The sequence below is a fragment of the Paenarthrobacter sp. NPDC089675 genome, from assembly GCF_044749185.1.
Taxonomy (GTDB): domain Bacteria; phylum Actinomycetota; class Actinomycetes; order Actinomycetales; family Micrococcaceae; genus Arthrobacter.
Map to the genome: position 1 here is coordinate 103,500 of NZ_JBIVHM010000006.1, position 22,106 is coordinate 125,605.

The window sequence follows — 22,106 nt, forward strand, 5'->3', positions numbered from 1 at the left end:
CCCGTCAAGGGGAGGGCGCCGCAATTGCGTGCAGTTCAACGCGTACTAAGTCGTTAGCTTGATGCGCAATTGGTCGGCCAACCAAGCAGCGAAGATGTCGTGCCCTGAGTCGTTCAAGTGCAACTCATCATAGAATGCTGAAGGTTTGTCCAGGAACTCCGTATCAGCATCTATGAATGTAACACCGCTGGTTGCCACAAACTTCTGAACTGCCGTTCGAATGTCTTCCCGCCGCTGCAGCAGGGACAGGTGCTGGTCCGCAGAAATACGGCGGGACAAGTAAGCATCATCCTCCCGCGTGGCATTGCGGTGCGGCGACGAGACAAGGATCAGGTCGATGCCGAATTCCTGTGCCGCCCAGACGGCCAAGCCAAGAATCGCAGTCAGCGCGCTGGAACCTCGCGGCAAATCTCCTGCGGTGGGCTCCACCGGGGGGAGCAGTGGCGCGTAACGGTCCGTGGGGTACCAGTAGCTGTGCGGCCGGAAGTAGATCGGCAGATCGGACTGTGGGAGGAAAAACACAACCTTGCCCCCACGACCAACCAACGGGACCACCTTATTGAGGAACACGTTGAACAGTTGCAAGGTGGTAGCGCCCGAATATCCTCCGTTGAGGCATCGGAAGGTTAGCCCGTCGCTCTGCAGGTGGCGCTCGACCTGGGACACGAACCGGACGTTCTCAGGTGTGAAGGTGGCTTCGACGAACGAGTCACCGAGGAAGACCAGCGGAGGAGCACCTTCAGTCACTTCATTACCCGTAATGATGAAGCCATGCTCATCGGTCCGGACTCGCCACGGACCTTCCCCCACTGTGCCGTCGGTCGCTTCCAGGTACCCCTCGGGCCGGGGCCTCATACCATCCAGATTTGGCGTGGATTCCTTCAGCCGGATGAAGCGGCGCTCTGACACTGTGGGGCTCCCCAAGGATACGACGGACTACAACCTGTCGATCCTATCGTCTGTGCCCCAAAGCCCTGTAATCCGCTACCTTTCGAGGCTGGACCCGCCCCTGAAACCAGAAGGCCCCGACACACCTATAGGACGGGCGGCCTATCTTCGTCATTGTCTTCGGCGCTCCCTTGCCGATCGGCCAGTTGGTTGGAGAGTGCCTGAACATCACCCTCCAACTGCCGGACGCGTGCCGAAAGGGCCGCCAACAACTCTGGAACATCTGCGCCAGCGGCTACCAGTGGAACATTCGTTTCCTGCACATCGCGGACAGTTCGGAGGTCGCTGTTGACCAACCCAAGCCGATAATAGAGGTCCCGCGTATTCCAGTGCGTCCGGGTTACCAGGCTGGCAGCACGGCGTTCGATTTTTGCACGCTCAAGCGGGGTAGCGGAGGGCGCCAGCACGTAAGTGGGCGTAGCGTTGAATTCCGCGATGAATGCGTAGCCCGCCTCGGCAGCGAATTGCTCCAGGTTTCTTTGGTCTGACTTGGTCGCGGCTTCCACCGCAATGATCGGCCGGTCCCGTGAAATCAGTCCTGCAGCACCGCGAAGCACTTGCAAGTCCATACCTTCGGCGTCGACCTTGATGAGGGCCACCTGTCGGTTGATGTTCTCCGCATCCAGGGAGCTCACTTCGAACTCGCCATCAGTGTCCACGGAAAATGACGTCGCACCAACGTTTGCCAAATCAAGCTTCTCCAACTTGGCCTTCGCAGGTGCCGCGCCCACAGCCTTTTGCTGCACTTCAATTTTCGTTTCGAGGGAATTGGCACGAACGTTGCGCTGAAGTACCTCGAAGGCGAGTGGCAGCGGCTCAAAGGCAATCACGTCAGCCCCGCACACCCCGGAGAAGTAGAGGCTATGGTTTCCGATGTTGGCTCCGACGTCGATGACCAGGTCCCCGGGCTCCAGATACTCAGCCAAGGTCCCAAGGAACTGCCACTCGTAGAATTTCCTGCTGGCAGCAAGGGTCGCACCTATGTGGTCACCAGCAACAACTTCCACGACAAAGCGCTTATCACCATGTTCCACGTCAAGCTTTGTGGTTTCGATTGATTCGGTAGAACTTTCCATAGCTTCTTTCACGAGTGATGCCGGTCTCATCTTATGAGTGGATTCTCCCACATGTGCCCGCAGATCCTATATTCGCGCTGCCATTGCAAACGGAGAAGGCCGGGGCACTATGCCCCGGCCGACTCTTGCCGCATATTCTTCTTTCGAATCTCCCTGAAACTAGGCCTTCGCCGCGGCGGAGATCTCCTCGGTCACCTTGTCACGCCAAATACCACGTGTATCGATGATGGACTTATCTGCCAGGGCTTCGGGCGACACCGCCTTGAACTCATCGTGATCCACGAGTACGACCACAACATCGGCTTGGGCAATGGCGTCGTTGGTGTCCGCAAGCAGGACATTGGCCCGGCCTTCAAGGGCCCGAGGCAACGCATCCACGTGCGGTTCGGCCACAAGGAGCTTCGACCCCGGAAGCTTATCCGCCAGCTCCGCCGCGATGCCGATAGCCGGGGACTCGCGCAGATCGTCAATGTTCGCCTTGAACGCCAGTCCAAGCGCTGCAATCCTGGGCTCATTTCCGTGAGCCAGGGCTGCCTCCCGAACCTTTGCGACAACCCATTCGGGCTTTGCGTCGTTGACTTCCCTCGCAGTCCTGATGAGCCGTGATTCCTCCGGGGCAGCGTCCACGATGAACCAAGGATCCACGGCGATGCAGTGACCTCCAACGCCGGGACCTGGCTGAAGAATGTTGACGCGAGGGTGGTGGTTAGCCAGACGGATCAGTTCCCAAACATCGATGCCGAGTTTGTCGCTGATGACCGAAAGTTCGTTGGCAAAGGCGATGTTCACATCACGGTAGGAGTTCTCAACGAGTTTGGCCATCTCGGCAGTGACGTCATCCGTCAGGAGAATCTCACCTTGGCAGAACACTGCGTACAGGTCCTTCGCCAATTGGGCGGCCTCGGACGTGATGCCACCAACAATGCGGTCGTTGGTGACAAGTTCGATCATCACGCGTCCTGGAAGGACCCTTTCGGGGCAATGCGCAAAGTGGATGACAGGTGCGCCGCCCGCTCCATCCAGAGACAGATCCGGGCGCAACTCCAGAATGTAATCTGCGAGATGGCGTGTAGCACGCGGAGGCGACGTCGATTCGAGAATGATCAGTTCATCGCCAGTCAACTGTGGTGCGATGCCCCGGGCGGCGGCCTCAATGTAACTTAGATCGGCAGAACGGTCGTCCAGGAATGGTGTCGGGACCGCAACGATGTAGGCCTGCGAAGCAGGGGTCTCTGTGGTCGCGCGCAGGTTTCCTTGGCTGACCGCGCCGGCAACGTGCACCCCGAGGTCCGGTTCCACGAAAGGCACTTCCCCGCGATTTACGGCGTCGACAGTCTTTTGATTCACATCCACGCCTACAACGCTGATGCCGTTGGTGGCCAGGATCGCGGCGGTAGGCAGCCCGATGTAGCCTAGTCCAATCACTGCAACGGAATTGATATCAGTCATTTCTTCCCCTTTTTTAAACAGTTATGTGTTCTTTGGGATCTCCAAAGAACTGAATTTCGCCGGAAGCCGCCAATTCTTCATCAGAGGCATTCCAGGTATGGCCTTCGGAGTTCCGGATCTGACAGAAGTTGAATCTGTCCGAGGCGTAAATGAGGCCGCCGGCATCCGACACAGATTTGAGGAATGCCGTATCTTCGCCTCGGTTGAGGGGTTCGAAAGGATGCGACTCGAAGACCTCCCGGGTAGCCGTGATGGTGGGACCCATGACGAACCGGCTGTACTGATGCTCATGCTGGGGCATGCGCAAAACGGTCATCTTGCTCAAAGTGAAGTGCATGTGATGTGCGTGCTTCCCGACAACGTCAGCCTTGGAGTAATCAAGGGCATGAAGCAAGTCCGCCAGATAATTCGGACCGTAGTAGTCGTCATCATCCATTTTCGATAGCACCGCTCCCGACGCAGCCGCAACACATTTATTGAGGCACTCCCCGAGCGTGGTCTCCCTGGGTTGAGAGAGAACCGTGAACCTGCCGACCCCGTGCTTGGACGCCAGTTGTTGTAATTCCCCGGCAGCGGCCTCAAAACCGTGTGTCAGAAGTACCAACTCCACGTCGACGCCTTCCTGGGCGCCCACTGTGGCGAAGATGTGTTCCACCTGCTGCGGCCTGATCGTCGAAACCAGTGCGCTAACGGAAGGCAGCACCACCGGAATGCTTCGCTCAGGCAGGACCGAGGCAACGACGGTCTCCGCTCGATGGGCGTAGGTGTTGCCGCGCCAGATGCGACGCTGGCCCCTGTGCACGACCCGGGCGTTGAACTCAGGGCTCCGGGCCAGCATCCGTATCTGGTTTGCACCCTCCTTCCGTGTCTCTGCAACCAGCACTTCATCGGCGGCAAAGAACTCCCGGATCGCAGCACTCTTGGCGGATACCACCGGTGTTCCGGAAGCAGTAATCTCAAAAATTCGTCGCGCACACATGCTGGGCGAATCCACGACGGAGTTCACATTCAGGAATACCTTGTAGGCCCTGTAGGCAGTCAGCATTCGGGAGTATTCCAAGCTGCCAACAACATGCTCGTTGAACGGGACAGGAAATTGGTAGTTTGAGTCTCCGCCCAGTTGGCGCGAGTAGATCTCCAGCTCCGGGCCACCGGTGCGCGTAGATGCGTCCCGCGCCGCCGAGAGGATCAAATCCATCTGTTGACGCCGTTCGGGGTACTTGTGGGCAAAATACATTCCCGCGAAGGCTACCCCACGGGCGTGCCAACCCGGCCCCACCCTCACCGGGTTGTGGATGGCTGGCTGCGCGGCAAATGGAAGTGCCGCTACGCGGGCATGACCCAAATCGCGCTGATAAGACGGGATTTTTCCGGAATCGCTTGTGAATACGACGTCGAACTCTTTGGCCGCTGGAAGAAAATCATCGTAATGTGGCGGGTCTTCCTTATTCCAAAATACGGTTGGAATTCCGTGCTGCCTGCACCAAGCAAGGAGTGCCAAAAACTCTGGCTTCGGACCGGAAGCACCCATCAGCTGGTATTTCCAGGATCCGCCGTTGCCATTCCAGGCTGATTCCACGAACAAGAAGTCCACGGATGTCGCAGACAGCTGCTGCAGCCATTGGTCCTTGCGCAACTGGACAATGTTCCACTCGAATGAAAAAGCCGCGGCGGAGAAGTCGTCCAAAATGACACCAACAGTCAGATCGGACCGTCGCGGATTCCGATCAGGAATCCGGTGGGGCGCAAAAACCGGAGGGCCGAGCTGCTCGGGTCCTCGGTCTCCGGAGCGTTCGTTCCAGGCACCGATACGCTTTTCTATTCCGCGGCGCCGCCTCCATTCCGTGAACTGGAGCAAGCCCCCTTTTCGAAGGTGCCACAGTGCCTTGCGTGCATCACCCAGAACTGCCATCAGCGTCCCTCCAACCGGCGACCGCTTGCGCGCTCAAGAACCTGCGTGGCCACAAGGTTCGCTCTCGCTTGGTCTTTGATCTTGGCAGCAGTGATGTTGTTTCCCTTGGAAAGATGCGAGGAGAACTCGTGATAGAGCTGGGTGGTCTCCTCAGTGTCTCCATCCATGATCAATTCCCCTTTGTCCAGCCAAATCACCCGGCTGCACATCGTTCGGATCGTATCGAGGCTGTGGCTGACGATGAACACGCAGCCGGCCTGGGCCCGCAACTCGTCCATGCGGGCCTTGCTCCTGTTGTTGAACTGCGCGTCGCCTGTATTCAGGGCTTCGTCGACAAGCAGGATTTCCGGATTAACGGATGCGGCAATTGCGAAGCGGAGCCTTGAAGCCATACCCGATGAATAAGACTTCATTGGGAGGTAGATGGCGGAGTCGAGTCCAGAGACTTCGACAATGCTGTCGAAACGCTCGTTTATCTGCTCCAGATCCATGCCCATCGCGAGGCATCCCAAGACGACGTTCTGGTCCCCGGAAAGATCGGGGACCAGTGCCGCGTGGACGCCAAGCAACACGGGGGTGCTCGAAGCGTAAACAGCTCCGTGAGTTGGGGCGACCTGACCGCTGATGAGCTTCATCATTGTGCTCTTGCCTGAGCCATTGCGCCCGATTATTCCCACCGACTCACCTCGCTCAACTACCAGCGAGATCTCCTTCAGTGCGCTGACCGTGACGAGGTTGGACTGCTGGAAGAGCTTCTTTATGGCACCCCGGAAGCCGCTTCTACGGGCCGAGGTCCGGCCATCGGAGGAGGGAACTTTGTAGGTCATCCGCACCTTGTCGACGACGACGCACGGTGGGCCGTCCAGGAACACGGCTTCATCAATCGCGACCATAAGTCTCTTCACCCCTCCAGAAGAAAACAAAACCGATCAGCAGTGCCGCAAGGGCTACGACGGACAAACTTGCCCACGACTCCCAAGACGGAACGGTGTCGTATAGAACGCAACTGCGAACGATGTCAATCACGTTGAAAAGTGGGTTGTATTTCATCACGGCCAGCAAGGTGGGTTCATGGATGAAGCGTTCGTAAGAATAGAAGACAGCCGACGCATACATCCAGGCGCGGATGGCAAATGGGAGCAAATGCGTTACGTCATTCACCATCGATATGATGCGAGCGAGGATCATGCCGATACCCAGGTTGAAGATACCCTGAAGAACCACTGCCGGCACGATGAGCAGCCATAGCCAACTGATCTTTTCTGCCGGCGGAATGATGACGATGAGAAGCAGCATGCCAAGAATCAGCGGCACCGAAGACAGGATCTCACGGATATTGGCCCCGATGGGAAGAGCCGCCCTTGGAAAGTTGAAGGCCTGCACAACAGACTTTCCATTGCGAATGGAGCGGGCACCCTCGGTGATCGCACCGGCACTGAACTGGAACATGAAAATGCCCACAATCAGATAACCAAGAAAGTTCTCGATCCCGCCCTTTGTGTTGAGAAGCAGACCGAAAATTAGATAATACGTCAACCCGTTGAACACGGGATTGAGCAGCAGCCAAGCGCTACCCAGGCGGTCCTTGCGGGTTCCAGTCTGCACTCTGGCCCGGGCATCGTAGAAAATAAACTGCCGATAGTCCCAAAGCTGGACCAGATAGTCGAGAAAGCCGGGTCTCGATCCAACCCGGGACAGCTTGCGCATGTCCACGGACATCGGCTGGATGGCCGCTGGCGGCGGAAGCTTTGCCTTTTTTGCGGACACTAACTGGCTCTCCTCATTTTCCGGCGCACCAAATCTTCATAGGCATGTCCATACGCCTGGGCATTGGAATCCCACGTTCTGGTGCGCAGCACCTGTTGACGACCCGCAGCTCCATAAACCCGGCGTGTCTCTTCTTCTTCGAGCAACTCCAGCAGCACTTTCGCCAAGAGTTCTGGATTTTCGGGCTCGGTCAGCTTTCCGTTGACGCCGTCCTGCACGATCTCGCCGAGGGCTTCCAGTCGGCTGGCCACCACTGGTCGACTTGATGCCAAGGCCTCAACAGGCTTTAGCGGCGTAACTGAGCGCGTCACGGCCAAGTCCTTTCGGGGTACTACAAATACGTCCAAGGCCAAATGATAAAGGCGGGCCCTGTCCGGACTAACTCGCCCCGTGAAGATGGTCCTCTCGGAAAGCCCCAGTTGGCGCACTTGCTCCCGAAGGGCGGGGGCGGCAACACCATCACCCACCAAAACCAGTTTCAACTGTGGCAGCCGCGGCGCCAGCAATGCAAATGCTGTGACGAGGTCATCCAGCCCCTCATAGTCAACCAGGCTGCTCACTGTACCGATGAAGAGGCCCTGGGCTTCGAGATGCAGTGCCCTTCTTGCAACGGCGTGATGCAAGGGCTCTGCAAGGTAGTCGTCACCGACGGCATTGGGAGCGATCAGGATCTTCCCGGCCGGAATGCCAACACCCTCGATATTCCGTTTCATGGTTTCGCCCAGCGTGACAACGAGGTCCGCGCTCCTCATGACTTCTGCTTCCCGCTCCACAAACAGCTGATACCGCTCGCTTCGGCGCGCGGCCTCCCCTCGAGTAGAGGCCCAGGTGTCAGCCAACTGGCCACGAACTTCGTAAACCCAGGGGATGTCCAACGCATCTGCGACCTCCCGGGCTACCAAGCCATTAACGAAGTGCGTGGTTGTGTGCAGGATGGACGGTCGGAAGTTCCTGGCCACGGCGAGCAAGTCCTCGGCTTGCTGCTGCAGGCGTCCGTCCATGGTTGGCTTCATGCGCCCGGGCAATAGCCGCTGGTACGGAATGCTGTCGACCAGATCATGTGCGCGGGCCGTCAACGCACCCACCTGAACGGGATAACCCAAACGTGTCACGGCCAGGGGTTCCCAACCAGCACTCTTTTGGGCCTTCAATATGGAGTGGGAACGCCGCGCGTATCCGCTGCCCGTATGGGGAACAGAGTTGGTCAGCAGATGGAGCACCTTGCCATCGCGCGCATCGGCGTTTGTTCGCTGCAAAACAGGCCGCCAGCCGCCAAATACCCGAAGCTCGGACCGAAGGCGTTGGCCCTGCTTGGAAGTGTCCATCCCGTCGTTTTTCAATACGGCGATGGCTCCTGACATATCGCCGTCGTACCACCGACGGCGGGCAAGAGTTGCCGAAACCTTGGGAGCACCTTGCGCTTCGGCAAGAAAACGGTCGGCCCATCCCGGATGTCCGGCAGCCAAGGCAACCTCTGCCGCCTGTCTGGCCCGCGCCGCCGTGGGGTCGGACGAGATTCCGTGCTCAAATCGGGCGTGTAGTCCCTTTGCATCCCCCGCAGCAAAGGATGCAAGCAAGAGCACCGGGTGGCATGACGTCGGGGCGAACCTCGCCACCGCCCGGGCAAACGGCCTCACCAAGCGTGTGGGAAGTTTTCGAAGTACCTGGATTGCCAATAAGAACGGTGACTCTGTCAGCTGCTCCGATACTGTCGCAGCAGCCAACCGCATATTTCGCAGGACCTGCATTACGAAGTCCGCCCTGGACGGGCCACCGCGGCGGAACCAACAAGAGTGGTGATGGCTTCCATGTACCGGCCCGCCAGATTTGCGTAGTCCGCGTTACGGCGTACCCAGTCACGACCGCTCCTACCGGAGGAGAGACGGCTGCGGTCCAGTGCCAATTCCTGCCACAACCTCGCCACTGCCTCCGGGCTTGCTGCAACAACGTCGCCGCCATGAGCCTCCAAAATGATGCGTTCGGCTTCACCGCGCACGACTGCAGTCACATGGCGACCGATGGCAAGGACCTCATAAGTCTTGGATGGGATTGTCGTCTCAAACGACTTCCAGTCGTCTCGCAGGGAAACGATGCACGTATCCGCTTCACGGTACTTTTCCATGACAGCCGGGCCGTGGAGCGATGGAAAGAATGTGACGGGCGCATTCAGTTCACGGGCCAACTTCACCAGCTGAGGCCTGCTGGTGCCTTGACCGACGAGGGTCAGATGAAACTTGTCGCCCAGGAGCGCGCTCGCCCTGATGAGGATGTCCAGCCGCTGGCTCTTGCCGTGGTTTCCAAGATAAAGCGCATGAAACACATCCCTCTGCGCCGGAGGTGGCTCCAGGAAGGGCATGGATCCAAGATCGAGACCGTTGCTCACGGTGACTACGTTGGCCAGGCCGCGGTCCCGGAGTGTCTCGGCAAAACCCTCTGTAACGGTCACGACCAGTTCTGCACGAAATTGTACAAATTCAACGACCCGCTCGATGAGGCTCTTGACGCTGCCTTGCACGATGCGGGCATCGCGGGCGAGGTCTGGCCAGGCATCCCGCATCTCCACTATCAGAGGCACCTGACGAAGTCGGGAAAGTACATATCCAGTAGCCAATGTCGGAAGGCTTGGTGCTGTCGCCACGATCGCATGAGGTCTGGGCCCGAGGAGCCCTACGGGAACAGAAACGACAGCAGAGAAAAGTTGATCAATGAAGCGCGCCAGGGAGGACGAACCAATATGTCGCACATAGGGGACCCGCCATATGGTTTCGCCGTGGGGACCTTGTTGTTGGGAAAAGGCAACGCCGGCTTCCCGACGCGGCAGGTTTCGGCGTCCATTCGGGTAGTGCGCAACTGGCGCTACGACATCCACCTTCCATCCTGCTTTACGGAATTCCCGGACCAGGGACGACCATCGGCGTTGGGGTGGGCTGTGCTCCGGCCAGTACGAATGCGTCAATAACATGAGCCGCACCGGCGATGCCGGATTCTTGGCAGCCCGGTCCCTTGACAGGGATCTAAACATGGCCCTACTTGCCGTTTAGACGGGGTCCGCGGATCCCTTTGGTACGAAGGGCGCGGAAGTAGGCCACGCCCAAAAGGATGAGGACCAGGACCATCAACCCTTGAGCCAGTGGATTATTTTCAGCCACAGGGGCAAGGGCCACCTTGAGGGGACCTGCAATGTCCGCGCTTGCCACTGGAGGCACTGCCGTCTTGGTCGGCGCCGGCGTAGGTGTCGGCGCAACTGTCTCTTCCACCGCAGTGCTCGGCTCCGGCTCGGCGGGCGTTTCAGGTTCCGGAACGTAAGTTTGCGCTCCGAAATCCACGGGCACCGTGGGCAATGGCACTATTGGCACCACAGGAGCGATGGTTGGTTCCGCAGGAGGAGCAACCGGCGCTGGAATTTGAACCGGGGCCGACGGTTCCGCTGGAGCCGGTACAGTCTCCTGTGGTGGCTGAACGGAGGGTACGGGTTCCGGTTCCAACGGTGAAGGGCTCGGATCCGCGATCACTGGCGGAATAATGGGCGGGATGATGGGCTCAGTGCTCCCATCGCCGGGTCCTGGTTGTTCTGTTCCCGGTGCGGGATCCGTTTCGGTAGCAAGGGCAGGTTGGGTTCCAAGGAACCCGAGGATCGCCAGCAAGAAAACGACCATCGCGGCCTGAACACGTCTGATTCCAGTGCCCAACTTCCCCCCTTTACATGTACTTCCAGAACGCTGTCAGCGCTAAGTAAATCGTTGCCGCCCGAGACGAGGGCACCAACGAGCCTGCCACTGTAGGAGGCCAGCGCGATTTAGTTTATCGTATGGATTAGCCACCTCAACTCCCCGCGATCTCCCGTACCCGCTGCCGGTTTGGTTGATAGAGTCGTCATGCTGTCGCCGACAACCTAGGAGCCCATGACACCCCGGACGTCGCCCAGGCAGAGGTCTGGGCGGATTTCCCAGTTCACCTGGCAAGTTCCCTTTGGAGACAGAGGCCCGCTTTGGCTCTTGCCTCTTGTCCTTCTCATGGCGACCGTGCTGCTCACCAGCGACTCCCTTGTAGCTTCCTTTGAGCCTCCTCGTGTCCAGGCACAACAGTCCCTCATGCCTGAGCCACCGGTCCAGGCACCGGTGGCGACACCCCTGACCACGCCAACGTATCCAATCAGTGGCTTTTTTATTGCCGCCAGCTCGCGGGATTCCGCCAACTCCCAAAAGCTGTCGGACATCAAAACGTTCGGTGGCGACACGGTCATAACCTTTGGGACTGCGCTCCAACCCGTCAGCCAGAAGACTCTTCCGAGGGACTGTCTCATCGACGGAAAGAGTTGCGCTACCGTCGTGGCGGGGCCCCTCAAAATCAACCGATACTTCACGTTTCTGGACGGCAGCCACTGGGGACCGTCGATATTGCGATGCCCCGGAGACAGAAGTGTCGTAAACAACGGTTTGACCTTTGCCGTGCTGCTCATCCCCAACGAGGGCCAAGGGTGCACCTCCACCAACGGAAGCTATGACGTTGTGGTGGCGGGAGGCAGCGCGGCCAATGCCAGCGATCAGTATTCATCCCTCGCGTCGGCGGCGACGAAACTCAAGATGAAATACTTCGCGGGCTTGCCGGCGCCGGCCAAAAGAGCGGATATCCGATACCTTCCGGATCTGTCCTACACGCGAACGTTGGCGATTTTCACCGAAAGGTTCTTGCAGTATCAATCACAGGAGAACGACCTCCCCGGCTTGGCGGGCTTCTATCACCACACCGAGATACCCCTGGCAGACAGCCCAACCTATGATTCGGTACTGGCTCTCTACGCAAGCCAAAACCAACTGATTCATCGGATCCTGCCGGATCGGCAAGCCGTTGTCAGTCCTTACATTGAGGCACGGCTTGGCAAAGCCAGCTCCAGTCCGCAAGAGGCCGGTGTTGCTGTCCGCAAGATCGCGCAGACCTCCAATGGCGTGGTTCTCAACATAGCCATCCAGGACGGCATGGGCACCGGAAAGGGCGGGGCATTCTCATCCAGCGAAGCAAACTCACCTGTAGATCCATCGAGTGCCGCCGCCGTAGGCAAGGGATCCTGGGCCAGTAAATACGTAGCGCCCAACCGAGACTATTTCGCGGCTGCCGCAGCAGGCGTCGCCGGCACGAGCGCCGTGCTCTGGGCAAACGTGGAAGGCATGACCCCTGCCAGCAACACGTCATCCTGTGGGGACGGCTTCCGCGGTCTGACCACTAAAGCACGATTGGACCGGCAGCTGAAGCAGGTGGTCAACGCGCAAAAAATCGTCTCCTACATGTGGGACTCTTTCTTCAACTGCGCCGGCAAAGGTACTGCGCTCAAAGACCAGCTTGAGGCAGGGCTGAAAACCCCGATCCTGACGGATGTCACCTTCAGACCCGACACGGGCCAGATTCAGGTGGCGGGTTTCAATCTCCAGGGAAGCTCAGTTAAAGTGCGCTGGACCACAGCGGAGGGTCATCCCCAACTCAAAGTCCTTAAAGCCTCAGGGACAAATGCCGGCTATGGTCTGCAACACGGACTAAATCCGGGGCTTGAGATGATTTCAATCGGCGTCGGAAAAACAACGATTGAAACGGGCTCAACCTACTCACTCACTGTGACGAATGGCTGGGGTGGAACTGCGCCGCAGTTCTTTTCCTCGCTTGGATAAGCGGTGTCATTGACCGTGGCTTGGGAGCCCACTGCGGCAGCATCCTCTGGGCACTTGATACGATCAACTCTGCTGAAGCCAACACCAAGGAACACATGACGCTCCCGACTGACACAGAAAATACCTCAAGGGAATCCCGTCCCCGACGTCAGAAGAGGGGCAACAAGACGGCACGCAATGTGCTCCTCGGCTTTGCGGCCGTGGTTCTTGTAGTGGGCCTGGTTTGTGGGTTGTACCTCTTCAACCTTGCCCAGACATTCAACAACGGAAGCAACAAGATTGACTCCGCCTTCCCGGAAGAATCCACCCGTCCACAAAAGACCGAACCCGTAAACGGGACAGCTGCCATGAACATCCTCGTCATGGGCAGTGACACCAGGGGATCCGATCACGTGGATCTGGAGACCAACGCGGCAACAGACCAGCGGTCCGACACGCTGATGCTCGTGCACGTCCCGGCCGACCGGAAGAATGTCTATGCAGTTTCCCTGATGCGCGATCTCTGGGTGAACATCCCGGGGAAGGGCGAGTCCAAGATCAATTCCGCACTTGCCTACGGCGGCGTTCCACTGGTTGTACAGACTGTCGAGTCCTTGTTCCAACAACGCATTGACCACGTCGCAATGGTGGATTTCGAAGGATTCAAAGGTCTCACCGATGCATTGGGCGGAGTTGAGGTTGACGTCAAGATTCCCTTCGCCCCGGCATCAGGGCCGATGAAGGGCCACTATTACGCAGCCGGCAAGCAAACGTTGAACGGCGACGAGGCCCTCGCCTTCGTCCGCGAACGAAAGTCCTTCAGCGACGGCGACTACCAACGAGTGCGCAACCAGCAGGCCTACCTGAAGTCGATCATGAGCAAGACGATTGCCAAGGAAACTCTGACAAACCCTGTCACGGTCAACAACATGGTCTCGGCAGTCTCCCCGTTCGTGAGCGTCGACAAGGGCTTTGACGCCTCCGCGATTGGAAGTCTCGCCCTGAGCCTGAAGGACCTTCGCCCGTCCAACACAGTGATGTTTACCCTGCCAACGTTGGGAACAGGAACCTCGGCCGATGGTCAGTCGATTGTGGTCGCTGATAAAACCGCGATAGCCGACATTGCGGCCGCACTCTCAAAGGACCAACTGGGAAGCTATGTGTCCGCCCATGCCTTGGAAAAGGGCAACTGAGGCGAAACGGCCGTAGCCCTCGTGCCTGTCCCGGCACCAGGGCCAGGTCATCCGCGTCCTCCCGCTGATGTAGTCTGGCCAAGTGCCATCGATATTCATATATGGGAGTTGTGTATCCCGCGATCCGTTTGAAAAGCCGAGTGACTTCAAGCTCGAGGGATACTTCGCCCGGTCCTCACTGGCGAGTGCTTTCAGCGAACCTCCGGCTCCCGGCACTCCCTTACCTGATGTCGAAGCCCTCAGCAGCAACTTTCAAAAGAGGATGCTTGAGACCGACATCAAGAAGTCGTTGCCCGCTCTGCTGAAGTCGACCCCGTTCGATGTCCTGGTGGTCGACTTCATCGACGAACGTATGAGCACCCTGCAACTGGGTGAAAGCACAATCACAGAGTCTGAGGAATTGAAGGCGACGGGCTATCCGATACCGTCTTCGGACGTCTATGAGCCGTGGAGCGAGACAGGACTCGCTTTGAGGCTTCAAGGTATTCGCGCGCTGGCAGGTGTGGTGGACCCCAGCAAAATCATCGTAAACCGCGTCTACTGGGCCACCGTTGACACTGATGGGGTGCCCTTTCCCCGTTCGCGTTGGTTCGACCGCAATAACAGGTTGCTGTACGACCTGTATAAAGAAATCGAGAAAATTCCCGGAGTCCGCTTCATCGACTACCCCGGCGGCGCTCCCATGGCCGCTGCGAAACACAAATGGGGCCGGCAGCCGTATCACTATAGCGAGCTCGCAAATGATCATTTTCTGGCTGAATTGAAGCGCCTGACCGGTTCCGAGGACGAACTCCGGGCGCCGTAGATGGACTGGCCGGCCTCCATACCTATTTCCGGATGCTCAAGCCCACAAAATCCCGTACATCCTCCGCCACCCGCTCCGGGCATTCCCAGAGCACAAGATGCCCGGTGTCTTCGTAGGTTCTGAGCACGGCGCCGGGAATGCGCTGTGCCAGCGCCTCTTGGTGCGACCGTGGAACCAAGTGGTCGTGGGCTCCCCGGATGATGAGCGTCGGCACTGAAATCCGGCCTTCCTGGGTGGGTGGCGCGGCTTCGCACAACCCACGCAAGGATGCCCGCCACACGTCAGCAGGAATGGACATTCCGTCCTGGACGCGGTCCTCGATGTAGTCCGGAGGAACGGTGTGCAGCAGCTGGTACCAGGACAGCGATCTTCGCACCCACGCCTCAGTGACGGGGTCGCGGAGTTGTTCCAGCTCATCCCCGAACGGGGGCTTCCCTTCAAGGCTCAAAGGTGCTCCGACCAACATCAGGGACTGCACCAGCTCCGGGTGCAACACCGCCAGCTGCTGGGCCACGTAGCCGCCGCTCGAGGAGCCCAGCACGTGGGCTCGGCGGACGCAAAGGTGCTCGCTAAGCGCCGTTACGTCCTCTGACACTTCCACCAACGAATATCCGCTTCCGGGTTTGTCCGCTCCCCCATGTCCCCGCAAGTCGGGCGCCACAATGGTGGCGGAGGGCAGGGCGGCAATCAGCCGGGTAAAGCTCCGCCAGGACTCGCCCCAGGCGTGCAGCAAGAGCAGGGGCGCGCCGCCCTCGTCGTTCATCTTCCCAACCCGGCCCCGAACAAAACATTGGACAGTGACTCCCGTGCGGAGCCTGACAGTCCTGACCCCGGACTCCATGTGCCCACGCTACGCCGGCGCAGCGGTCGGCACGAGGGTCGTCCGGCTACTTGGTGCTCAGGAAAACAACCAGGCCAATCACCACCACGGCAACGAGCACCAGCGTGAAGTACTTCATCGCGTTCATCGGGCTCTTCTGCACAAGAGCGCCAGTCTGGGGAAGCGCGTCCTGCCATGCCTTGATGGCCTCCAGTCCCTTGTAATAGGCGAACTGCATGGCCGCGCCTCCCGCCGCGCCGGCCACAGCCCCGATTGCTTCGACGGCGCTAAGAGCAGCACCCGCTGAACCAGCGCGGGTCACGCTTGAATTGTTTTGCAGACCACCGTCGACGGCGGCCAGCTGCACCGATGACGGTTGGGGGGACAACGTAGCTCCCACACCCACAACGTCGTACTGGCGTCCGTGAATGGTCAGCATCATGGTGCCCCAGTTTGTGAAACGAACCGTTGCTTGGTTCGCGGGGGCAGCGAACATAGTCACCATTTCGGAGTCCTGCATTCTTATGACACCGGCGGGGTCCAGAGACAGAACAACCGGGACGGTGGCAGCACCGTTGAGTTTGCTTTTGCGCCAGTACAGGAGCGACTTGATGGGCCGGACGGGGATACGGGCAGAAGAAACCATAGTCACCAGCATATGCATTCATCTGTGCCCCTGACCGCTAATTGTTCGATTGCTTATTATTTTCCCGGCAATGAATTGGTCGGTAATTCGGTGTACTCTCAACAGCAGATCAACAGAAACCCTGCTGAAACTTGCTTTCGGCGGGCAAATAAGGGATTGGGGAACCGTTGGGGGCGGATGAGCTATCGGCTCGGTTGTGGCGTGAGCGAAGGCAGCTTGATTACCTGCTATTCCTGCTGGAGACGCAGATACTGCACCTGCAAACAGGCAATTGGCACCGCTTGAACTACACATCGGCCGAGCTTGAAAAGGTCATCGAGAATCTGCGTTTCGATTCCCTGACGCGAGGCGTGGAAGCGTCCGCACTGGTTGCGAAATGGAATGCACCGAACCAAACAACCCTCCCGGCCATCATTACAGTCTCGCCGGCCGGTCTTTGGCACGATCTATTGGAAGACCACAGACGGGAGTTGGGCCTCTTGTTGTCAGGCATTGATGAGGCGGTCAAAACCAACATCTCACTGCTGCTTGACCCTGCACCTCCCCACCCCGGCGTGAACACGTACCCCCCGCCGACCGACGAGCTTGCCCACATGCTCCGCGAGTCCAATACCCGGCGTGCGTTGGCTGCCGTTCAGACCGCTTCCTTGCCGGCTGTCAGGGAATTCCTCGGTCTCTGACCCTGCAGCGCCAAGGAAACTGCGCGGAAATTAGCATTTACCGCTCATTCTGTAACCATCAGGCTCCTTCATAATGCGCGTAAATAATCATCTTTTGCGCGGAATGACGCATGCAGGACCTCGAGTCTTTACTGGTCAACCAGAATGAAATCCTTGATCACTTACCGCCCATCCTCCATTTTGAGATGTAACTCCAGTGCCTTCACGATAGTTATTGATGCGTCCGGCCTCCGAATCCACATCCAACCCTTTGCCGGTTTTGCCGCTTGTCCACGTCGACTCGCCGGCGAAAGGACGGCTGTGACCCCCGCCTCCGTGCGTACCGGTTTTTCCAGGCTCAGAATCTACCGCTCAGGTTTTGGTTCCCGCCCCATTTATTGAACGGGAACAGGAACCAGTCCACCGTGCCCACAAGGTCCGAGCGTTGCGCCGTTTTCAGGCATCCTGGCTCCGCTTGGGAGCCACGGCAGGCCGCCACCGAGTCTTCCGAGTTGGCACGGTGGTCCCCCAGGAGCAGGTATTGGTCCTGTGCCAGGTGGAACGGCCCGAAGCAACGTGGCGAGTTTGCCGCCGTCGAGCATTCCATCCCCGCGGCCGCATCAAAAGGAAGGTCCTGGTAGACAAAAGGCTCGTCGACGCCGATGCCGTTCACCTTCACCCGTCCGGCGGCGTCGCAGCACTCAACGGTGTCCCCGGGCAGACCGATAATCCGCTTCACGAGGTACTCGGTGTTGCCTGGTCCGATCCCGGTGAGGTCGCCCAACCAGCCCGCAGCAGTCCGAATCGGACTGCGTTCCGGGGCCGTTCCCCAGCCTGCGGGCTTACGGAAGACCACCACGTCGCCGTGCCGCGGCTCGGAGAAGGAGTAGGCCATCCGGTTGACCAAAACCCGATCTCCGACGTTAAGGGTTTGCTCCATGGAGCCGGACGGCACCTGATAGACCTTCACGAAGAAGCCCTGCACCAGGGCCACCACCACCAGGGCGAGCAGTGCATGGACCCACGGCGAGCGGGGCCATCGGCGACGGCGGGCTGGAGCCTGCGCTTTCACGGCTGTCATGGCACGGGCACCGGCACACGGACAAGAACGCCTGCCTCGGCGAGGGCCTCGAGGACTCCGACCACGGCATCGGCAAGTTCCTGTCCCGGAGGCACGCCAAAGAGCTTGTCCATGCGTTCCAGCAGTGCTTCGAAGCTGAACCCCTGGCACACAGACCGCCAAATAGTCGGAGCCACGCCGTCCAGGACGTGCACCATGCGGTCGTTGTTAAGGACAGCAGTCTGCCCGCCGGCCTCCACGGCATCGATCACGGGGACAGGAAAATACGACGCCGACCCGGCCGACGTATCCAGGCCGGCCAGGTCCTGCATTGGCAGCACAGCCACCCACCGTTCCGGTTCAGTCCGGGCAAGAAGTTCCGGAACCAGCGGCAATACTTGCTCGGCTTCACCGTAGGTGATCTTCTGGATGGCGCCGCAGCGGTCCACATGCGCGGCAATGGCCTGCAGCGGCCTGTCCATGTCCGCAAGGTAGCTCGCCTCGGGAACGATCGCGGCCAGCGCTTCGCAAAGACCCATCGTGGTGATCTCCGGAGCTCGGGCAAAATCCTCCTCGCGGGAGACCACAACCAGCGCCCCGAGGCGGAGGTCCGCAACCGGAAGGTCCTGAAGTCCCAGCTCAGATGGCGCCAACTGGTCCTTAAACGACTCCCCCGGGCGAATCACGGAGAGGGGCTTGCGGTAGGGCTGGACGGTCCCGTCGGCCTCGATGCCCACAGTCTCATCGGTGACGTACCCAAAGCCGGTCCCCAAGGTGCGGGCCAATGTGGTCTTGCCGCGGCCCGACGGACCAATGAAGGCCAAGACACGTCCTGATTCATCGGCCACGCCGGCCGCATGCAGCATCAGCAGCCTGCCCCGCTTTGACTCGATGGCCGCCAGGGTGGCGTAGGTGGACAGTTCCGCAACGGAACCGGCAGTGCCGTCGTCGTCCGGGAAGCGCCACACCACTTCCGCAACGGGATGGCCGACGTCGGTAGTCACCCCGGCACAATCGGGCGAGGCGTCCCGCCACGGTTCTTTGAATTTTGCGAATCGGCGCTCATCAAAAGCGTGATCGGAGAAATCCAGCCGAATCCTGACCAAGCTGCCCAAGGCAGCCACGGTAATGTCACCGGTCCGCATTTATCCCACCCAAAGAATCATCAGCCGGCGATTCAAGGTAAGGAACCTTGCATTATCCGGGCACAGAAGAAGCTGAATCATGTAAACAGGAAGCAGGAAAACGCGCCAGGCAAATACTGACGCGTTTCCGTTTGCAAAGTTCATCAAGGAAAGCTTTAGAGAATACCTGCTCCGACCGGTACGGAGATAGTGCTGGTAGCCGTCAGGGTACGGGTTCCCAGATCCACGGTAATGGTTACCGGGAATGTCGCGAGGAGGCTGACCGCGACTCCCGTGCTATTGCCCGCGAGACCAAAAACAATGGGAACAGCGAGCGCCCCGTTGCTGGCAACGTTGATGAGCTGCGTGGTGGTGAACGTGGTCAGCGGGAAGCCGAACTGGCCAATGATGGGAGCGCTCTGGTAGGTGGCGGTGCGCTGCCCGGCCGTGCTGTTCACGCCGTTGTATGAGTAGACGCCGAAGCCACGGGCCCGGCCAACCGGGATGTTGATACCGGCAGGACGGCCGACCGTCACAGTGATGGTGGCTGTCTGGTTGATCGCGCCGGCGCCGTTGGTCAAGGTGACCTCAGTGGGAACCGTGGTCAGCGCCGTAGCAGTCAGGGTGCCACCGCCGTCGAGCAGGTTGAGTGTCAGCAGAGCGGTCTTTGAAGCCGTGAAGGCCAGGCTGGCGTTGTTCACGGAAGCAACCGCGGCGGGCGCTGCAACAGCAGCCGCAATGACCGGAATGGACCATGCTGCGCCCTTCACCACAGCACGGCGGGTGCGCGGCTCGGAGACGGTAAGTTCGTCGCTCATAGTTCTTCTTTCGGCTAGGGATGAAAAACCATCGGTTGGAATCCAGCACACGCCGAGTTCCCCCATCTGGCATAGAGATTACCCACGCGTTTTGCTCAAAATAGCCAGATCGGCCGCCCGCGGGAAAGTTGTCGCTAAATGGTCCAAGGTGTGCACGAAATGGTCTCCCGGCCCCGTGATTCCAGCGGATTTCGGGTCATCGGACTAGCCTGCACTGCGCCGTTCCCTGAGATCGGTAGGTCCACATCCATAGAGTTCATCGAGCACCCGCCGGAGTGCCGCGGTGGTTCCAAAACCGGCCTGTTCGGCAATCTGCTGGACGCTCAGGACGTCGTAGCGGGCGTCGGTCAGCAGGGTCCAGGCAAGCCTGCCGCGCTGCCTCCTGATCTCCGCCGCGATGGAATTTCCCACCTCTGCGAAGGCCGCCTGAACCCTGCGCAAGGAGGACTGGACAGCCCTGGCCACGGCTTCCGGATTCAGTTCCCGGTCGGCGCAGCGTTGGGCAATGACAGCCATGGCCTGGTCGCGCAGCACGGACGTCACGGATGTTGAATGCCAGGAGACACCACAGCGATCCAGGAGCAAGCTGCCCATGAGTTCCAAAAGGATCTGCTCGGTGGCATAGGACTCAATCGCTGAACCCCTCGCTGAAGGCCGGCCCAGGATGGCACCGGCGAAGGCAGCGGCAGCATCGTCCAACCTGGAACGCACCGGCGCTACGGTCACCGCGTCCAAGGCATGCGGCACGAAAGTCTCTGCCGCGGCGCGCTGGATCCTGATCCGGGTTGCCTCCGTCTCTCCCAAGAACGGCCACTGCAGCGCCTGCCCGCCCGGAACGATGACCACCGCACCTGCGCCCTGAATGATGGCCCCGGATTGGGGAGTGCGGATAACTCCCGAATGTACAAAGAAGATATCCACGCTTTGATAGGACGCGCCGTGGCTTGGTTCTGCCAAAACCCCGGAATGCTTGCTCAGCGAAACGGCACCGAAAAAGCACTCCTCGGGCCCTAATGAACAGCTTTGAGGCTGCCCGACGTCCTGCGCGTCCCGTTCAAGAAAGTCAGTATCCTGCATTGTTACAAATCCCCCATCGCAACTGCGGGTGAGCCGCCCTTTAGAACTGCACGTTACGATATCCCTGACTCAGTTCAAGGACTGCGCACCTATTTGTGTCGATGCCACACAACATCAAGGGGACAATTCCATGGCACTAACGGACTATTGGAAGGTCCTCCGCGCACACTGGATGTCAGTAATTGCCATCACCGTCCTCGGTGGAATAGTGGCATTCAGCTGGACACTGACCCAGGCCTAGGTCTTCAGCGCACCCCCGCACGGACGGGGCGATCGTGGTGAGCCAGGCAGGCAAGACCACCTGGGCTAGCACCTCTAGCTGCGGTCCTGCTGCCGTCCCAAAAGCCACTTGGCCGCGAGCGCCCCAAGCACGGCCCCGGAGGTATTTGCAATGACATCCGAAAGGGCCGTTACCCTGCCCGGAATCAACAGCTGCGTGAGCTCAATGAAGGTGGACGTGGCCGCGCCGAGAAGAAGCATCCGCCACGAGTTCCAACGGCTTGGCCAAAGGAAAGCGACCAGCCCACCGAACGGGACGAACATGACAATGTTGGAAATGAACTCCACCCCGGCGGCTGCTTCTGTGTACGGCAAGCCCAGTGCCGCCAGCCAAGCGGCGATGACTCCCACGAAGCCGGTGACAGTGCCGGCTTCCTTCGACGGCAGGAAAACCACCAAGGCCAAAGCCACCAGGTAGGCGACGAAGGTTGCCTGCAGCCACCGCTGCCCGCGGTTTGTGGCTGGGTTCCGGGCTGTGGTCATTGGCCCAGCCTAATGGCCTGTGCCCCATATAGAATGCTGCTATCGACGCACGGGCGTCACTACTTATGGGGGAAACATGATCGCTTTGGCTGATGGCTCGCGCGCGCTCGGCGGGGTGAACCAACAACGACGACTGGCGAGGACTACCGCCACGCTTGGCGCGTTGACGCTGCTCCTTCTTGCAGGCAGCAACGCCGCTCCTGCAACTGCCGACTCAGTGGTCAAGATTGACACCGTTGGCGACAACCCTGGAACCATCGCAGTAAACACCGCCACGGATACGGCCTACGTGTCCACCGTGGAGGGCATATTCAGCGTGCGCGGGGCGTAACAGGGGGCGGACGGATCTAC

At 59.4% G+C, this 22,106-nt stretch carries 22 protein-coding genes; 6 read left to right on the forward strand and 16 right to left on the reverse strand.

Going from position 1 to position 22,106, the window contains the following annotated elements:
• Positions 1 to 45: 45 nt before the first annotated feature.
• The 4 genes from ACIPY2_RS14215 to ACIPY2_RS14230 form a co-directional block, all read right to left on the reverse strand.
• Positions 46 to 855, reverse strand: a complete 810-nt coding sequence (locus tag ACIPY2_RS14215) for an SGNH/GDSL hydrolase family protein (protein ID WP_400267037.1) — start codon at positions 853 to 855, stop codon at positions 46 to 48.
• A gap of 179 nt (positions 856 to 1,034) precedes the next feature.
• Complete coding sequence (locus ACIPY2_RS14220) at positions 1,035 to 2,024, reverse strand: FkbM family methyltransferase (RefSeq protein ID WP_400267038.1); 990 nt, start codon at positions 2,022 to 2,024, stop codon at positions 1,035 to 1,037.
• A 159-nt stretch (positions 2,025 to 2,183) separates the two neighbouring features.
• Entirely contained in the window at positions 2,184 to 3,473 is a 1,290-nt protein-coding gene (gene wecC, locus ACIPY2_RS14225; RefSeq protein WP_400267039.1) for a UDP-N-acetyl-D-mannosamine dehydrogenase, read from the reverse strand.
• A gap of 13 nt (positions 3,474 to 3,486) precedes the next feature.
• Positions 3,487 to 4,671 (reverse strand): glycosyltransferase, encoded by a 1,185-nt coding sequence (locus ACIPY2_RS14230; RefSeq protein ID WP_400267040.1) that lies wholly within the window; start codon positions 4,669 to 4,671, stop codon positions 3,487 to 3,489.
• A 3-nt stretch (positions 4,672 to 4,674) separates the two neighbouring features.
• Here ACIPY2_RS14230 and ACIPY2_RS14235 point away from each other — a divergent pair, with 3 nt between their 5' ends.
• Positions 4,675 to 5,046, forward strand: coding sequence for a hypothetical protein (locus tag ACIPY2_RS14235; RefSeq protein WP_400267041.1), 372 nt, complete (start codon positions 4,675 to 4,677; stop codon positions 5,044 to 5,046).
• Between the two features lie 338 nt (positions 5,047 to 5,384).
• On the opposite strand, the gene ACIPY2_RS14240 is transcribed toward ACIPY2_RS14235, so the two are convergent.
• From ACIPY2_RS14240 to ACIPY2_RS14260, 5 genes are all read right to left on the reverse strand, one after another.
• Positions 5,385 to 6,278: an ABC transporter ATP-binding protein gene (locus ACIPY2_RS14240; protein WP_400267042.1), complete on the reverse strand. Its 894-nt coding sequence runs from the start codon at positions 6,276 to 6,278 to the stop codon at positions 5,385 to 5,387.
• A complete protein-coding gene (locus ACIPY2_RS14245; RefSeq protein ID WP_400267043.1) occupies positions 6,265 to 7,152 on the reverse strand; it encodes an ABC transporter permease in 888 nt (295 codons plus the stop codon). The genes ACIPY2_RS14240 and ACIPY2_RS14245 overlap by 14 nt, the downstream gene beginning before the upstream one ends.
• Complete coding sequence (locus tag ACIPY2_RS14250; RefSeq protein WP_400267044.1) at positions 7,152 to 8,735, reverse strand: glycosyltransferase; 1,584 nt, start codon at positions 8,733 to 8,735, stop codon at positions 7,152 to 7,154. The genes ACIPY2_RS14245 and ACIPY2_RS14250 overlap by 1 nt, the downstream gene beginning before the upstream one ends.
• Positions 8,736 to 8,899: 164 nt before the next feature.
• Complete coding sequence (locus ACIPY2_RS14255) at positions 8,900 to 10,174, reverse strand: glycosyltransferase family 4 protein (RefSeq protein ID WP_400267045.1); 1,275 nt, start codon at positions 10,172 to 10,174, stop codon at positions 8,900 to 8,902.
• A 4-nt stretch (positions 10,175 to 10,178) separates the two neighbouring features.
• Entirely contained in the window at positions 10,179 to 10,499 is a 321-nt protein-coding gene (locus tag ACIPY2_RS14260) for a hypothetical protein (RefSeq protein ID WP_400267046.1), read from the reverse strand.
• A 744-nt stretch (positions 10,500 to 11,243) separates the two neighbouring features.
• On the opposite strand from ACIPY2_RS14260, the gene ACIPY2_RS14265 reads away from it, so the two are divergent.
• The 3 genes from ACIPY2_RS14265 to ACIPY2_RS14275 all read left to right on the forward strand — a co-directional run bounded on the left by ACIPY2_RS14265 (position 11,244) and on the right by ACIPY2_RS14275 (position 14,789).
• Positions 11,244 to 12,812: a hypothetical protein gene (locus tag ACIPY2_RS14265; RefSeq protein ID WP_400267047.1), complete on the forward strand. Its 1,569-nt coding sequence runs from the start codon at positions 11,244 to 11,246 to the stop codon at positions 12,810 to 12,812.
• A 95-nt stretch (positions 12,813 to 12,907) separates the two neighbouring features.
• Positions 12,908 to 13,984, forward strand: coding sequence for an LCP family protein (locus tag ACIPY2_RS14270; RefSeq protein ID WP_400267048.1), 1,077 nt, complete (start codon positions 12,908 to 12,910; stop codon positions 13,982 to 13,984).
• Positions 13,985 to 14,066: 82 nt separating this feature from the next.
• Positions 14,067 to 14,789 (forward strand): DUF6270 domain-containing protein, encoded by a 723-nt coding sequence (locus ACIPY2_RS14275; RefSeq protein ID WP_400267049.1) that lies wholly within the window; start codon positions 14,067 to 14,069, stop codon positions 14,787 to 14,789.
• A gap of 22 nt (positions 14,790 to 14,811) precedes the next feature.
• Here the strand turns inward: ACIPY2_RS14275 and ACIPY2_RS14280 are convergent, their stop codons facing one another.
• Positions 14,812 to 15,630 (reverse strand): alpha/beta fold hydrolase, encoded by an 819-nt coding sequence (locus ACIPY2_RS14280; RefSeq protein WP_400267050.1) that lies wholly within the window; start codon positions 15,628 to 15,630, stop codon positions 14,812 to 14,814.
• Positions 15,631 to 15,676: 46 nt separating this feature from the next.
• Complete coding sequence (locus ACIPY2_RS14285; RefSeq protein ID WP_400267051.1) at positions 15,677 to 16,255, reverse strand: hypothetical protein; 579 nt, start codon at positions 16,253 to 16,255, stop codon at positions 15,677 to 15,679.
• Between the two features lie 281 nt (positions 16,256 to 16,536).
• On the opposite strand from ACIPY2_RS14285, the gene ACIPY2_RS14290 reads away from it, so the two are divergent.
• A complete protein-coding gene (locus ACIPY2_RS14290) occupies positions 16,537 to 16,935 on the forward strand; it encodes a hypothetical protein (protein ID WP_400267052.1) in 399 nt (132 codons plus the stop codon).
• A 337-nt stretch (positions 16,936 to 17,272) separates the two neighbouring features.
• On the opposite strand, the gene lepB is transcribed toward ACIPY2_RS14290, so the two are convergent.
• From lepB to ACIPY2_RS14315, 5 genes are all read right to left on the reverse strand, one after another.
• Positions 17,273 to 17,995 carry a signal peptidase I gene (lepB, locus tag ACIPY2_RS14295; protein WP_400267053.1) on the reverse strand — a complete coding sequence of 241 codons (723 nt, stop codon included), beginning with the start codon at positions 17,993 to 17,995 and terminating at the stop codon, positions 17,273 to 17,275.
• Positions 17,992 to 18,978: a hypothetical protein gene (locus ACIPY2_RS14300; RefSeq protein ID WP_400267054.1), complete on the reverse strand. Its 987-nt coding sequence runs from the start codon at positions 18,976 to 18,978 to the stop codon at positions 17,992 to 17,994. The genes lepB and ACIPY2_RS14300 overlap by 4 nt, the downstream gene beginning before the upstream one ends.
• A gap of 296 nt (positions 18,979 to 19,274) precedes the next feature.
• A complete protein-coding gene (locus tag ACIPY2_RS14305; RefSeq protein ID WP_400267055.1) occupies positions 19,275 to 19,916 on the reverse strand; it encodes a hypothetical protein in 642 nt (213 codons plus the stop codon).
• Between the two features lie 204 nt (positions 19,917 to 20,120).
• Entirely contained in the window at positions 20,121 to 20,837 is a 717-nt protein-coding gene (locus ACIPY2_RS14310; protein WP_400267056.1) for a helix-turn-helix domain-containing protein, read from the reverse strand.
• A gap of 471 nt (positions 20,838 to 21,308) precedes the next feature.
• A complete protein-coding gene (locus ACIPY2_RS14315; RefSeq protein WP_400267057.1) occupies positions 21,309 to 21,755 on the reverse strand; it encodes a VanZ family protein in 447 nt (148 codons plus the stop codon).
• A gap of 76 nt (positions 21,756 to 21,831) precedes the next feature.
• On the opposite strand from ACIPY2_RS14315, the gene ACIPY2_RS14320 reads away from it, so the two are divergent.
• The gene (locus ACIPY2_RS14320) at positions 21,832 to 22,086 is read left to right on the forward strand and encodes a hypothetical protein (protein WP_400267058.1); all 255 of its coding nucleotides are present in this window, start codon (positions 21,832 to 21,834) and stop codon (positions 22,084 to 22,086) included.
• Positions 22,087 to 22,106 lie beyond the last annotated feature (20 nt).